Origin of the sequence: Actinopolyspora lacussalsi subsp. righensis (assembly GCF_900116555.1) — a bacterium.
Classification (GTDB): Bacteria; Actinomycetota; Actinomycetes; order Mycobacteriales; family Pseudonocardiaceae; genus Actinopolyspora; species Actinopolyspora lacussalsi.
In genome coordinates this window covers 116,175-130,471 of sequence record NZ_FPAT01000003.1, presented here as the reverse complement: position 1 = coordinate 130,471, position 14,297 = coordinate 116,175, and the positions used below count along the sequence as shown (strand labels likewise).

Annotated in this window: 8 protein-coding genes; 2 read left to right on the top strand and 6 right to left on the bottom strand. The window is 69.3% G+C overall.

Features of this window, described 5'->3' with window-relative positions; translation table 11 throughout:
* Positions 1–318: 318 nt before the first annotated feature.
* The 3 genes from BM394_RS22725 to BM394_RS06680 form a co-directional block, all read right to left on the bottom strand.
* Positions 319–462, bottom strand: coding sequence for a hypothetical protein (locus BM394_RS22725; RefSeq protein ID WP_175529995.1), 144 nt, complete (start codon positions 460–462; stop codon positions 319–321).
* Positions 463–608: 146 nt separating this feature from the next.
* Positions 609–3,053 (bottom strand): ADP-ribosylglycohydrolase family protein, encoded by a 2,445-nt coding sequence (locus tag BM394_RS06685; protein WP_092975466.1) that lies wholly within the window; start codon positions 3,051–3,053, stop codon positions 609–611.
* Positions 3,054–3,077: 24 nt separating this feature from the next.
* Positions 3,078–8,321 (bottom strand): type VII secretion system-associated protein, encoded by a 5,244-nt coding sequence (locus BM394_RS06680; protein WP_139235157.1) that lies wholly within the window; start codon positions 8,319–8,321, stop codon positions 3,078–3,080.
* Between the two features lie 699 nt (positions 8,322–9,020).
* On the opposite strand from BM394_RS06680, the gene BM394_RS06675 reads away from it, so the two are divergent.
* Positions 9,021–9,947 carry a DUF5818 domain-containing protein gene (locus BM394_RS06675; protein WP_092975461.1) on the top strand — a complete coding sequence of 309 codons (927 nt, stop codon included), beginning with the start codon at positions 9,021–9,023 and terminating at the stop codon, positions 9,945–9,947.
* A 273-nt stretch (positions 9,948–10,220) separates the two neighbouring features.
* The gene (locus BM394_RS06670; RefSeq protein WP_245780021.1) at positions 10,221–11,015 is read left to right on the top strand and encodes an FkbM family methyltransferase; all 795 of its coding nucleotides are present in this window, start codon (positions 10,221–10,223) and stop codon (positions 11,013–11,015) included.
* A 76-nt stretch (positions 11,016–11,091) separates the two neighbouring features.
* On the opposite strand, the gene BM394_RS06665 is transcribed toward BM394_RS06670, so the two are convergent.
* From BM394_RS06665 to cysD, 3 genes are read right to left on the bottom strand one after another with little or no spacing between them, the layout of a single operon-like run.
* Complete coding sequence (locus BM394_RS06665; RefSeq protein WP_092975458.1) at positions 11,092–11,850, bottom strand: sirohydrochlorin chelatase; 759 nt, start codon at positions 11,848–11,850, stop codon at positions 11,092–11,094.
* Positions 11,851–11,886: 36 nt separating this feature from the next.
* Positions 11,887–13,242, bottom strand: coding sequence for a sulfate adenylyltransferase subunit 1 (locus tag BM394_RS06660; protein ID WP_092975455.1), 1,356 nt, complete (start codon positions 13,240–13,242; stop codon positions 11,887–11,889).
* Complete coding sequence (cysD, locus tag BM394_RS06655) at positions 13,242–14,186, bottom strand: sulfate adenylyltransferase subunit CysD (RefSeq protein ID WP_175530015.1); 945 nt, start codon at positions 14,184–14,186, stop codon at positions 13,242–13,244. The genes BM394_RS06660 and cysD overlap by 1 nt, the downstream gene beginning before the upstream one ends.
* Positions 14,187–14,297: the final 111 nt, after the last annotated feature.

The window sequence follows — 14,297 nt, the reverse complement described above, 5'->3', positions numbered from 1 at the left end:
TGGAGTAGCGGCTTACCTGGTAGCTTTGTATATCCCTGACCCCGGAAGAAAAGTAAAAATAATTCTCATAATTTTTTCCGTAGTGCTCATAGTGTCTTCGCGGTTGATGCAGCTGGCAGACAAAAACAGTGACAAATAGAAAGATTCTTGGGGTCTTGTGTAGAATTTCAAGGCTCCGAGTTTTTCTATAGCAATGGGCGGTCTCAAGAAGTGAGTGCAACAGCTTGGAATGGCTTGACTAGGTGCTCTCATGAGGGCGCTGATCGGGCTTGTTGCCTGGCAGGTCGTGCCTGCCCGATGGGACCGGCCTAAGCGCCCTCACTCCAGGTCAAGCCGCGTGTCGCACTCACCGGTTGAAGCGAAGAGCCCGAGCGTCCACTCCGCCAGCAGCGGGAAAAGCGCTCCTACGGCGAACAACAGGAAGAAGTAGATCTGGTTCGTTCCGCGGTTCATTCGTCGCATCGCTGAAAACGCTCCTCTCGTCTCGCTCTCCCACTGATCCGCCCGTGAGCGGCAGCCCGATTCCGGTGAGCCGCGGGACACCACCGCGACACGGCAGCGACCGCGTCCACTCCGGAAAGTCCTGCCAGTCAGGAAAGTCCCGCCGCTCAGGAACTCGGATAACGCTCGAACCACGCCGGGGTCTCCGGCGGGTTCGGTCCGAACTCCAGGCAGCCGTCCTCGGCGAGCGCTCGGACTGTTTCACCCAGTTCGAGCTGCTGCGTCCAGTGCTCGGGGATCTCCTCGTCCGCCGACATCGCCAGCAGCGTGCCCGTCACCGCGCCGCAAACCCCGCTGTTGCCGGAGTGGTTCACGGCGGTGCGCAGCCCGGCCGCGAAGTCCCCCTCGGCCACCAGCGCCGCGTACAGCCCGATCGCCAGTGCCTCGGCCGCGTTGAAACCCGTGCCGAGGGTGCGCTCCAGCCGCTCCGGCTCGACGACGCCCGACTCGGCGAGCTTGCGTGCCGCATCGATCCTGCGCGTCACGGGCTCGTGCTCCGGATGCCGCCCCAGCTCGGTCATGGCCGCGTCGACGGATTCCGAGAGCACCTCGCCCCGGGACAGCCGCGAGACGATCACCCCCAGCGTGCCCGCGCTCAGCCAGGCGGTGGGGTGGCCGTGGGTGAGTGCCGCCGTCTCGGTGGCCACCCGGAAGGTCTCGTCCGCTCGGGGCGTCCACAACATCGCCGGGACCGCCCGCAGCAGCGCGCTGCTGCCGTCCGAGTCGCTGATCGGCGCCTCCGGCGAGCCCATGGCCTGCTGCCCCTTCGCGAAGGCGATCAGCGTGCGCATCATGGTCCTGCCGGGGCTGCGGGTCTGGAACAGCCCGCGCAACCCCACCAGCCAGCCGTCCGGTTCGGACGAGGTGGACAGGAACTCGCCCGCCGCGCGGGGCCAGCTCAGGTGCTGGGTGTGCAGCCATCGCTGATAGGCGTGCTGCACGTGCCGCGTGGGGCGCCGCACCCCGTCGAATGATCTGCGGGACACCCCTGCCCGGATCGTGCCCTCCAGGGTGAACAGCAGCAGCTGGGTGTCACTGCCGATCCGCCCCGACGGATGACCGGCCGGTACGTACTCCCGCAGTCCCTCCTCGCCGTAGCGGTCCCTGATCTCGCGCCAGCTGTCGGACGTGACGGCCCCGCCCAGTGCTTCCCCGACGGCGCACCCCAGCACGGCCCGCACGAAACGCGGTTGCCATGCCGAATCGGCCGAGTCCGCGACGGACATCTCGCCGCTCCCACCGTGCTCGGCGAGCTCCGGCCGCAGCGAGGGTTCCGCCGAAAGGTCTTCCCCGTGCGGTGCGGTATCGGTCGGGGCAGGCCCGAACTCGGCGACGGCGGCGGCGGTCACGCGTTCCAGCAGCGGCCCGATCCGCGGCGAGGTCTCGCCGGTGCGGTTCATCCGCTCCGGTCCGTGCAGGGCGCCGAGCAGCTGACCGCACAGCATCGCCGAGGTCGCGGTGTCCCCGTCGTGACGGGCGGCGACGTCGATCGCCGCGGCGCAGTCGTCGGAGGCCGACAACGCCACCCGCAGCGCGATCGCGAGCGTCCCGCTGCCGGTGCCGCCGTCGGCCGCGGCCGCCAGGTTCCCCGCACTGGGCAGGCTGCCCGCCGGTCGGAAACCGGCCAGCCGCACCGCTTCGGACAGCTCCGCCGCGATGTCCTGGTCCGGGCACAGCCCGATGGCGAGCTCCGCCGCCTCCGCGAGCCCGTGGCCGCGTAACAGCCGTAACACCAGGACGGCGAGCACCCCGGCGGGCAGATGACCCCGCGTCCCGCCGTGCGTGACGGCGGCGATCTCGCATCCCAGCCGGAAAGCACTCCGGTCGTCCTCGGCCCACAGCGCGGCGATCGAGCCGAGCGGCACGGCCGCCGCCGACTCGACGTCGTTGCCCGGGTGTTCCGGGCTCGCGGGTGTCTCCTCCGGCGTGAGACGAGCCAGCACCGTCAGCATCACCGGGTCGCCACCGCCGGACCCCACCAGCAGCGGATCGTCCGGCCGAGACAGCCGGGGCGACGTGGATCCGTGCCGCTCGGCGGACGGATGCACGGGGGCGCCCCGGCTGCGCAGCCAGTGCTGTTGTCCCGCGAGCACCGCTCGCAGCGGATCGGCCCGCCCGAGTTCCCGCAGTTCGGCGTGGGCGTGGATCAGCCCGTCCAGCGCGCACAGCAGGGCGGCGGTGCGCTCCGTGCCCCGGCTGTCCTGCCGCGCGACGCTCTCACCGAGCGCGCCGCCGTAGAGCATCCCCAGCAGCCGACCGGGAGAGCGAGCCACGAAACCGTCCACGTCGAACAGTCCCCCGGAGACGTCGGAGCCCGGTTTCCCGGTCGATGCGGTCTCCTCGGCGAGCCGGTAACGCAGGCCGGTGGCCCAGAGCGGCGTTGCCGCCGGGTCGGCCACGAGTTCCCGCCAGCTCCGCACCAGCCACGTGGTCGGATCAACCGCCGCGTCCGATTCCGCCCGTTTCCGGCGCGAGTTCTCGCGTGCGCGAAGAGCGTTCAGTAATCGCTTCTCGTCGTCTTCCAGGGTGTTCTCGTCCAAAGCGTTCGTCATCCTAGCGGGCCCCGTCGTGGGCCGTTACCGCTGACGGTATGAAGATCGTTCGGTTTCGGTGATGTAGGCGCGTGCCCAGGCCGGAAGATTTCCGTTCGGTGCGATGTCAGCGACACCTCGACGGTCGGCGAGCAGCCGGTCCGCGATCTCGCGCACCTCCAGCCGGTCCAGCCACTTCGCGGGCAGCGCGCTGCTCCCCCGGGAAACCCCCACCACGGCACCGCAGACCGCCGCCGTGGCGGCGCTGTTACCCGCGTGACTCGCCGCGAGCACCACGGCCCGGCGCCAGGAGTCCGGGTACGACAGGGCCGCCAGCACACCGATTCCCAGCGCACTCGGGCCGTGCCATCCCGTTCCCAGCGAACGCAGCGCCGAGTCGCTCGGTGTTCCCCGTCGTGCCACTCGAACCGCCGAGCGGAGCGCGTCCGCCGTGTTCTCGCAGCCGTCGTACTTGTCCAGTTCGGTCAGCACGGCGGCCACGGCCTCGGCCAGCGTTGCTCCCCGCAGCAGCTCGTGGTTCAGCGCGGCGAGCGCACCCGCCGGCAGATAGCCGTCCGGAGCGCCGTGGGTGAGCACGGCCGTTCGCGCGCCGAGCGTGAAGGCCGCGCCGGTGTCGTCGGCCAGCAGCCCCAGCGGAGCCGCGCGCACGGTGGCCAGGTATCCGGCCGAGTCGTTGGGCGGGTCCGCCGGGCCGGGAAGCTCGTCCTCGTCACGCGGTTCGACCAACGCGGCCGTCCCGGCGTGATCGGGGAAGCGCTGGGCGTTGAGCTCGGAACAGTGCGAGAGCCAGTCGGTCGTGACGGGCGGATCGATAGCCACGCCCTGCGTACGGACCCAGTGCCGCAGCGCCTCCCGCACGTCGGTCACGTAGTCGGTTCCGCTCTTGCGTCCGAGCAGGTCGGCGCGGATCGTTCCCGCCAGCACGAAGGCGAGTTGCTGCGTCGCCGCCGTGCCACGCCCGCTGCCCCCGAACGCCTCGGCCAACCCGATCGATTCCGGACGTCGCAACCGGTCCGCCCGCCCGAGCATCCAGGGCGCTCCGAACGCGTCACCGCAGGCCGCTCCCAGCACACAACCCGCCAGCCGCTCCTCGAGGTCCAGGCTCAGCGGGGTTTCCCGCACCAGTACCCCGGAATCGGCGGATTCATCGGGCTGCTCACCGAACAGCAGCGCGGCCCGTTCGTCGCCGAAGGCCCGCGCGGTGAGTTCGCGGAGCTCCCCGGCGAGCTCGTCGGGAACCTCCTCGGGGCTCTCCCTGAGCTTGCGCCAAGCGGCCAGCAGCCGCGTCTCCTCCGCGGACAGTTCCGTTCCCGCCGATTCCCCCGGTGAGCTGGTTCCGTCGGGAGCGTCGGATTCCGGTGCCGGTGCCGGTGCGGCTGTCGTCATCTTCGGTGTTCCGGGCGCCTCGGGTGTCTCGGAGGGAGTGGACGCCGCGACCGGTTCGTCCGAGGTGGCTCCGGCAGGCCGGCCGGACGTCTCCTCGGAGGTCGCTCCCACCGCCCGCTGTCGGTGCTCTTCCCCGGTTTCGTCGTCCGCTGTGCCGCGGGGCCCACCGTTCACCGCGTGGTGCTCCGCCGTGTTCAGGTACTCCGCCGTTCGCGCGCTCGTCGATGCGGCGTCGGCCTCCAGCGTGGCGTCCCGCTCCGGTTCGGGGACGGAGTCCGTGGCCGGGAGGTCGCTGCTCGCGAAGTCCGCCGCGGTGGCCACCCCCTCCGCCTCTTCCTCGGCCGTGTCCGCCACGGCCGCCGTGTCCACGGGTGAGCTCTCGGAGCCGACCGCGTCCCGTTGTCCGTCCGTGCTTTCCACGTCCGCGGTGGACTGGTCGTCCTCCTCGTGCTGTTCCCCGGCGTCCGGTTTCCCGCCGTCCTGCTCGGCCACGTCCGGTTCGCTCCCGTGCCCGTTCGGCACCGCCGTGACCGTCTCCTCGGCGGGTTCTTCCGACGCTCCCGCCTCGTTCGAGTGCTCCGCCTCGTTCGACTGTCCGGCCTCGTCCGCCGCGCCTGTTCCCGGCTCCGTGGCCAGCGCCCGTTCCCGCAGCGGCCACCTCGGCGCCACCACACCGACCCTTTCACCGTCGGGTACCGGATACCGTTCCGCCCAGTCCCGCTCGGGTGGCGTCTCAGCGCCGAACTCGAGCTCCGCGTCCCGCGCGAGTCGCTCGATCGACTCGCGCAGTTCCAGCGATTCCAGCCATTCCGCGGGAATTCGCTCGACCCGCGACGTGCTGCCCATGATATTGCCGCAGATCGCCCCGGTGGAGTCGCTGTCGCCGGAGTGGTTGACCGCCAACAGCACCGCGTCGGTGAACGAGTCGGGGTGGCTCAGCGCGGCGTAGACAGCTATGGCGAGTGCCTCTTCGCCCACCCAGCCACCGCCGAGCTGCTGTTCGATCACCTCGGGGCCTGGCTCGCCCAGCGAGACCAGCTCCTCCGCCCGCAACAGGCACTCGGTCGTCTCCTCGTGCCCGTCCCAGGTCGCCAGTCGCGCCAACGCGGTGTCGAGGGCCCGCCGCAGCGTGTCCCCCTCCAACAACCGACGCACCAACACGGCCAGCGTCCCGGCGGGCAGATACCCGCTGGGATGGCCGTGGGTCAGCATCCCCGTCTCGGCGCCCAGCCGGAACACCTCGTCCACATCGGCCGACCACAGTGCCGCCGGAGCGGCACGCATGACCGCGCCGCATCCCTTGGACTCGTTCAGCGGGTTGTGCGACGAACCGGGCCTCTCGCCCGCGGCGAATCCCCGCAGCGCCTCGAGGCAGGTCGTTCCCGGCGCTCGCCGGTCGAACAGCTCGGACCGGGTGAGCAGCCAACCGTCCGGTTCGGTGCAGCCGGGGCCGGTGACCTCATCACTCTCGAAGCCCTGGGTGTGCAGCCAGCGTTGGTAGGAGTGCTGCACCAGCTCGACCGGATCGGTCGCCAACCCACGGCGCATGCTGTGACCGGCGCGGATGAGTCCGTCCAGCGTGAACAGCGTCAACTGGGTGTCGTCACTGATCGGAGCGGTGTCCGCTCCGCTCGGTTCGAGGCCGGTGACCCCCTCGGGGCCGAACCGGTCACGGATCGCGCGCAGCGAGTCGAACTCCACCGGGTAGCCCAGCGCGTCACCGACCGCCCCACCCAGCAGACAGCCGAGCACCGGTTTCCGGGACGTGTCCGCCGCACCGGGACGTCCTTCGGCCTCGCTCGCCTCCTCCGTCGAGGAACCCGCGTTCTCGTCGGCGCTTTCTGCCGGTTCCTCGACAGGGGAGTCCTCGGCGGTCGGCTGTTCCGCCGTGGACAGTTCGGAGTGGTCGGGAACCGTCACGGGAAAGTCGGTGCTGAATCCGAGTTCGGAACCGTCCCGCCTGCCCGGATAGCGGTGCCGCCACGTCGGATCGTCCGGCGGTTCGGTGCCGAACTCCAGCAGCGCGTCCCGCCCCAGGATCTCGATCGTCTCCCGTCCCCGCAGGTCACGCAGCCAGGTGCCCGGCAGGGCGCTCTTGCCGTACCGGGCGCCCGCCAGGGCGCCGCAGATCGCCCCCGTGGAGTCGCTGTCGCCGGAGTGGTTGACCGCCAGCAGTACGGCATCGGCGAGGCTTTCGGTACTCAGCAGGGCGCAGACGGCGATCGACAGTGCCTCGGGGCCGGTCCAGCCACCGCCCAGTACGTCCTTGAGTCGTTCCGGGGTGGGACGCCCGTGCTCGGCCAGGTTCACCGCCGCGGCCAGCGCCCGCTCCGTGGCCGAGCCAGCGGCGTGTTCGTCGAGTACGCTCCGGGCCCGCGCGAGTGCCTCCGGAACCGGGGTCTCCCACAGCAGTTCCCGCAGCAGGAGCGCGAACGTGCCCGCGGGCAGATAACCGGCCGGCTCGCCGTGGGTCAGCGCGGCGGCGCAGGCGGCCGTTCGGAAGATCTCCGCCGCGTCGTCCGACCACAGCGCGGCACCGACCCCGCGAAGCACCGCGCCATGAGTGTCCGAATAGTACAGCGGTTCCTCGACCGTGCCCGCCCTGCCCGAGGCCGCGAACTCGCGCAGCGCGCTGATCGAGCCGCTGGCGGGCGAGCGCACCGCGAACAGCTCCGGCCGCTCCACGAGCCAGCCGTCCGGTTCGGGATGGGTCTCCGAGAACGGCCCGGCCACGCGTGACCAGGAATATCCCTGGCTGTGCAGCCAGCGCTGCAATGCCAGCTGCACGGCCGGAAGCGGTGTCTCCGCGACCCCGTGGCGCACCGCGATGTGACCTCGGACGAATCCCTCGAGCGCGAACAGCATCAGCTGACCGTCGTCGGTGAACGAGCCGCCTTGCTGGTTGTCCCGGTCGTAATCGGTTACCCCGGCGCTGCCGTACCGGTTGCGGATCTGCTCCAACGGGTAGAACTCCACCGGTGCGCCGAGCGCGTCACCGGCAGCGGCGGCGAGGAGGCTGCCGAGCAGGCGTTGGCCGGTTTCGTCGTTCCCGGTTTCGCCGTTACTCGTATCGGCAGGTGCGGGCGTGGTTCCGGGTGGCGCGGTGCTCCCCGCCGCGACGTTCGGTGCACCGGTCGGTCGTGCCTCGGGAGCCGTTGCCGCGGCAGGGGCTCGCTGCGATGCGGACGGTTGTACCGGGGCCGACTGTGTCGTCCCTCCGGGCCGATCCGGCCGGTGGCGGGTTCCGAGCCCCGTGACCACCGTGGTCGCCTCCGAACCGTTGCGCGATGCTCCCTCGTTGGTCCGCAGCGGGATGCCCGCCGCCTGGATCAGGTCCTCGCAGGGAACACGCACCTTGCTCGGGCTGGCGGGGTTCACCTGCATATCGGTGCCGAGCGGACGCAGCTCCGCGAGTGACCTGCCGGTCATGCGTTGCCAGCTGGTCCAGTTCTGCGGCAGATGACCTTCCGAGGTGAAGACCTGCAGCTGATTGCGGCCCGAAGGGTGTTCGAAGGTGAACAGTCCTTCCCCCTGCGGCTGGGCGAACAGGATGAGTTCGGCCTCCAGCAGGGAACCGAGCAGCGTCTGGGAGGGGGCGTAGCCGGTGGTGGTCAGTTGCAGCGCCCGCTCCACGTCGTTGGTGGGGGCGGGAAGGCGCAACGCCACGGGAGACGGGCGGTAGTTCGGGTTCGGGGAGAAGTCCGCGGTGATCTCCCCGTGCTCGTCGACTCGGAATCCGCCGATGAACCCCCAGGGCGGGACTTCCGCGTTGGGATCGGTGAAGATCGGATCCACCACGTAGAGCCAGCTGTTCGGTTGTTGCGCGGCCTGCTCCCGCATCGCGGGCGTAATCACCGGTCGGCTCGGTTGCTGACTGTTCATCTCCCCGCTGCTTCCCATTTCCGGTTCGTCGATGCGCAGGGTTCGACCTGCGATTTTCCGGTCGGCGACCACCTGGCGGAACGCGCACTCGGCTGGCTACGACGATCGGACGCGACGCGTTGAGCGATCGGTTCCGGTGTGTGTCCGCACAATCGTTACTGTCTCATGATCTCACGGAGTGAATTTCGGTATCTCCTGTTCACCAGGAGTGATTGTTCGGATTCGTAATGCGGCTAACCGCTTCCGCTGTGGGCGGAGGCCGGTTCACGGGGAGCGGACTTTCGTGGAGTTGTCGTTCCCCGCTCGTCGGATGCCACTTCCGACTCCTGCTCCCGAAATCATGCTCCTGGTTCCGCCGTCGATGGGACGGGTGGGGCCGAATTGCTCCGAAAGGCCCAGTCAGGGCGCCTTTCGTTACTCCGATCGGGTGCGAAACCTCTTCGGAAGTGGCAGTCTGGGCGGTCTCGCCACGTGGTGGGAACCACAGGGCATCGGCCGAGTCGCGGTCCCCTCGGCTCTCGGGCGGGGTCGACCGTCGGTCGCTCCCGCCCGAGAGCCGAGGTGTCGGCACTGTACCCGGGGTGCTTACAACTCGATACGAATCGATGACCGTTTCGGGGCAACCCGAAGTCCACCGCGACGTCTCCCGGGGCGAAAGGATCATCGAAGCTATCCCGAACGAAAGGTGGCTCGACAAGGATGCGCAAGACTTTCGCGATCGCCGCCGCCGTGTTGACAGTACTGGGTGGCGCGGGCACCGCTGCCGCCGCGGAGAAATCCGACGCGCAGTCACCCCGGAACGGCCAGAGCGGGGCAGGGCTGTTCACCAGTGCCACCGGAACGCTCGTACGCGGCGGTCAGGGATACGCCCTTACGGCGGAAAGCGACGGCACGCGCTACCGGCTCACCGGTGCGCCGGGGATGCTGCTGCCCTACGCGGGTGAACGGGTCAAGGTGACCGGGAGCGATTCCGGCAAGACCTCGGAAACCGACCGGCTCGCGGTCAGAACGGTGGAGCCGGTCGCACGCGGTGAATCGTTGCCCGAGCGCGGTACCACGCGACTGAACTTCCGGGTGCGTACCGACGGCTCCGTGAGCGGCAGCACGACGTTCTACGGCCTGTTCGGAACTCCCGGTGCGAACCCGCGTGACGAGGTCGCCGACATCGACGAGCTGGGTGCGGTCGCGCTGCGCGACAAGGACGGTGACGGCGTCTACTCCGCACCGGTGGGACTGCGAATCGGTCAGCGCGTCGTCGCGCGTATCGCCGTCGGCAACAGCGTGGTGGGTCCCCGCGAGGCGATCCACCCGCAGAGCGTCGTCCAGCGGGACAACATCGTCGTTGTCAACGGTGACACCACCGTCTCCACCGAGTACGCGGCCACGCGTTCCTGCGGTGACGTGCCGTTCACTCCCAACTCGGACAACGGTGCCTTCGGTATCGAGGCGAGCGGAGTCGACTGCGACACCGCCCGTGACGTGGCGGCGGACGCCGAAGGGCGGCTCGGGCAGGACTACCGCAGCAACGGTTTCGAGTGCTCCGCGGCCGAGGCGGACAGCGAGCTGGGTGGCTACGACTACACCTGCCGTGACGCCGGACGCGAGGTGACCTTCGCGGCCTCCTGACCGAGATTTCCCGCGCGCTCCGAGAGAGCGGGACGAGGCGGGATCTCCCCGTCGGTTCGCACGCTCCGGAGAGCCGATCGGTACCGCTGTGACGGATCCGAGGGCCGATACGGACCGGTTGTCCGTATCGGCCCTGTTACTGCTCCACGCGCCTCGCGGTGCGATTCGGCACGTCGATTATCCTACGTTGGGTGATCGATCGGGTGCGGAAAGTGAAACCGCGACGTGCCGGGTCGGCGACAGTGATCGAATACCTACCGAAAGCGAGTTTCCGTGTCGGGGCAGTTCGAGCGGGCCGAGGGGAAACGTGTTGTCGAGGGAGGCGCGGCTTCGGAGCGGCGTCGATCGCGGCTGGCCGCTCTGCTGTGGACGGCTTCGGCCGGATCGTTGTTCGAGCCCGAGACGAGGGGTCTGCCGGGTGTGGTCGGTACCGGTGACGTGTGCTTCGACGTCGGTGCGGCCTACGGCATGTACAGCTTCTCACTGGCAGCGCTGGTCGGCGAGCACGGGATGGTGCACTCCTTCGAACCGCAGCGTAAGCCACATCGGATACTCGCGGGGCTGCAACGGCTCGTCCACCTGCCCCAGCTGCGGACCACTCGTGCCGCGCTCGGGAGTCGCACGGAACCACGCGGGCTCGTGGTGCCCCACCGCTTCGGTTTCCCGGTGCACGGCCACGCCTATATCGGCGAGCGAGGAGCCACAGCCGGGGAGCACGATGAGGCGCGGCGGGTGCGAACCCATACCGTCGACGTGCTCTCGGTGGATCAGGTGCGGCGCTCACGCGGCCTCGACCGCGTGGACTTCCTCAAGATCGACGTGGAGGGATACGAACCGTTCGTGCTGGAAGGCGCCGAACGGACGCTCGCGGACTGCGAGCCGACTCTGCTGCTGGAAATCGAACAACGCCACCTGGCCAGATACGGGTTCGAACCGGACAAGGTCACCCGTTGGCTCCGCGAGATGGGATACGGCATGTACGTCTGGCACGCCGAACGGTGGGTGCCTGTCGACAGGGTGACCACTCGCAAGCGGAACTATCTCTTCACCACGAGACGGGGAGTCTGACCACCCGCGACACCGCACCGCCGTCGATTTCTCGCGAAATCGCCGGGCCGGTGGGGCGGTGCGGCGCCGTGCGCTCTCAAGTGGCGTGTGCCAGCGACCCGGGCCTGGCGGCCAGTGCCGCCTCGTACCGCTCGATCACCAGGTCGGCCAGTTCCGGTGCCGCTCCCATCGTGTCCGCCAGCAGCGGGCGCTCGGCGTGTTCGGTGGCCCGTTCGAGCACTCGGTCGGGCAGTCTGCCGGGAGCCAGGAACCACGAGCCGACGGCGAACCGCCGTGCTCCCCGCGCACGCAGCAGCTCCAGCGCGGCGGGTACGTCGGGCTCGGCAGCGGCGGCGAACGCCGCCACGGTACCGGCCCAACGACTGTGCCGCTGCCAGATTCCGGCCACATCGGAGACCAGCCCGTTGGCGGAATCGTGCGCCGAGCCCGCACCGGCCAGTACGACACCGAGTTCCGGATCGGCCGGATCGGCACCGCTCTCGGTCAGCCGCCGCCACGCCGCCCGCCGCAACCTGGGGTCCGGTCCGAGCACTTCGGCCGTGCACAGCCGCAGCAGCGGATTGCGGCGTTCGGCCTCCCGCGCCGCGTTCGGGATGTCCACACTCGCGTGGTAGGCGTGGCCGAGCAACAGCGGAACGATGACGGCCCGCCTGTTGCCGTCGGCGTGCACGGCGTCGAGCACGTCGCCGAGCCGTGGCGCGGACAGCTCCAGGAACGCGGTTCGTACGTCAAGTTCGGGGCGGACGGAGCGGACCACGTCCAGCAGCCCCTGGATCGTGGCTGCCGAACGTGGGTCCCGACTGCCGTGCGCCACCGCGACCAACGGTGCGCTCATCCGGGAACTCCGGTCGTCATCGAGTCGCTGGGGTCGTCATCGAGTCACTGCCGAGGCCAGCGGGGCCAGCGGAACACCGATCAGGCCCGCCGCGAGCGTGGAACCGTCGGAGGGATCGAGCACGATGAACGAACCGGTGCGCCTGCTGTCCGCGTAGTCGTCGATCGGCAACGATTCCGAGGTGCGGAACCGGATCTTGCCGATCTCGTTGAGCTCCAGCTTGTCCGGGGCGTCCACGCTCGACAGTTCCTGCTCGTCGAAGCGGGTGGACAGTTCGGTGGCCATGGCCTGCACGGTCCGGGCACCGTGCTTGATCAGCACCTTCGCGTTCGGCGAGAGGGGCTTCTCGGCGAGCCAGCAGACCGTGGCGTCGAACTCGTCGGTCACCCGGGGCTGTTCCTCGGCCGAGACGATGACGTCGCCGCGTGCGATGTCCAGGTCGTCCTCCAGCAGCACGGTGATCGAACGTCCGGCCGCCGCGCTCTGCGCCCGGCCGTCCGGGGTGTCCACCATGGAGACCCTGCTGCGCGCTCCGCTCGGGAGCACCACCACCTCGTCGCCCTCGTTGACCACTCCCGCGGCGACCTGCCCCGCGTAACCGCGGTAGTCCGGGTGGTCGGCGGTACGCGGCCGGATCACGTACTGCACCGGCAACCGGAACGGAACGTCGTGCGGGTCCGGAGCGACCGGAACCGTTTCCAGGTGCTCCAGCAGGGCGGGGCCCTCGTACCAGGGCGTGCGCTCGGAACGTTCCACGACGTTGTCACCGTGCAGTGCCGACACCGGGACCGTGACCACGTCCTCGTCGGAGTAGCCCAGGGCCCTGGCGTGCTGTGCGAAGTCCTGGGCTATGGCGGTGTGCACCGACTCGTCGAAGTCGACCATGTCGATCTTGTTGATCGCCAGCACCAGTCGCGGTACGCCGAGCAACGCCAGTACCGCGGCGTGCCTCCTGGTCTGCTCCACCACACCCTTGCGGGCGTCGACCAGCAGCACCGCGAGCTGCGCCGTGGAGGCACCGGTGACGGTGTTCCTGGTGTACTGCACGTGGCCGGGGGTGTCGGCCAACACGAAAGTGCGCTTGCCGGTCGCGAAGTAGCGGTAGGCGACATCGATGGTGATGCCCTGCTCGCGCTCCGCGCGCAGCCCGTCGACCAGCAACGACAGGTCCGGAGTGCTCAGTCCGCGGTCGGCGCTGGCGCGGTGTACCGCGTCGAGCTGGTCGGCCAGCACCGATTTGGTGTCGTGCAGCAGCCGTCCCACCAGCGTGCTCTTGCCGTCGTCCACCGAGCCCGCCGTGGCCAGCCGCAACAGGTCGGTGTGCACCGGAAGTGCCACTTCGGTTCCGCTGTCGGGAGCGAACCGGGTGAGGGTTTCGGTCTCGTTGCTCATCAGAAGTAGCCCTCCCGCTTACGGTCCTCCATGGCTGCCTCGGACATCCTGTCGTCGGCTCGGGTCGCTCCTCGCTCCGTGAGGTGGCTGGCGGCGACCTCGGCGATCACGTCGTCCACCGTGTACGCCTCGGACTCCACCGCGCCGGTGCACGAGCCGTCCCCGATGGTGCGGTAGCGAACCGTCTTCTCGTGGACTTCCTCGCCCTCGCGTGGCCCGCCCCACGGGCCGGAGGTCAGCCACATGCCGTCCCGATGGAAGACTTCCCTGCGGTGGGCGTAGTAGAGGTTGGAGAGCTCGATCTTCTCGCGCTGGATGTAGCGCCACACGTCCAGTTCGGTCCAGTTGGACAGCGGGAACACCCGCATGTGCTCGCCCGCACGGTGCTTGCCGTTGTAGAGGTTCCACAGCTCGGGGCGCTGCCTGCGGGGATCCCACTGGCCGAAGGCGTCGCGCAGGCTGAAGACGCGTTCCTTGGCGCGGGCACGCTCCTCGTCACGCCTGCCGCCGCCGAACACGGCGTCGAAGCGGTTCTGCTCGATCGCCTCCAGCAGTGGCTGCGTCTGCAGCGGATTGCGGGTACCGTCCGGCCGTTCGCTGAGCCTGCCGTCGTCGATCCAGTCCTGGACCCTGGCCACGACCAGTCGCAGATCGTGGCGGCTGACCAGCTCGTCGCGGAACCGCAGCACTTCCTCGAAGTTGTGCCCGGTGTCCACGTGCAGCAGCGGGAACGGCACGGGGGCGGGCCGGAACGCCTTCAGTGCCAGGTGCAGCAGCACCGTGGAATCCTTGCCTCCGGAGAACAGGATCACCGGGCGATCGAACTCCCCAGCGACCTCCCGGAAGATGTGGATCGCCTCGGATTCCAGCGCATCGAGGTTGTCCACTTGTGGTGGTGCCTCGGATGTCGCCGGATCTTCCGGTAGGTCGAGATTTTGATCCATGATCGCTTCCGTCGTCATCAGCGTGCCCTTACACAGTTACCAGTTCATCCCATCGGGTGATGTTCTGGTGCCGGTCGTACCGGCATTTTCCCCCGGAGTTCCCGAGTCCGC

Bases quoted from the DNA above. Each gene is read 5' to 3' on its own strand.
- BM394_RS06665 (WP_092975458.1), bottom strand. From the start codon at position 11,850: ATGAGCGCACCGTTGGTCGCGGTGGCGCACGGCAGTCGGGACCCACGT.
- BM394_RS06660 (WP_092975455.1), bottom strand. From the start codon at position 13,242: ATGAGCAACGAGACCGAAACCCTCACCCGGTTCGCTCCCGACAGCGGA.
- BM394_RS06685 (WP_092975466.1), bottom strand. From the start codon at position 3,053: ATGACGAACGCTTTGGACGAGAACACCCTGGAAGACGACGAGAAGCGA.
- BM394_RS06675 (WP_092975461.1), top strand. From the start codon at position 9,021: ATGCGCAAGACTTTCGCGATCGCCGCCGCCGTGTTGACAGTACTGGGT.
- BM394_RS22725 (WP_175529995.1), bottom strand. From the start codon at position 462: ATGCGACGAATGAACCGCGGAACGAACCAGATCTACTTCTTCCTGTTG.
- cysD (WP_175530015.1), bottom strand. From the start codon at position 14,186: ATGGATCAAAATCTCGACCTACCGGAAGATCCGGCGACATCCGAGGCA.
- BM394_RS06680 (WP_139235157.1), bottom strand. From the start codon at position 8,321: ATGAACAGTCAGCAACCGAGCCGACCGGTGATTACGCCCGCGATGCGG.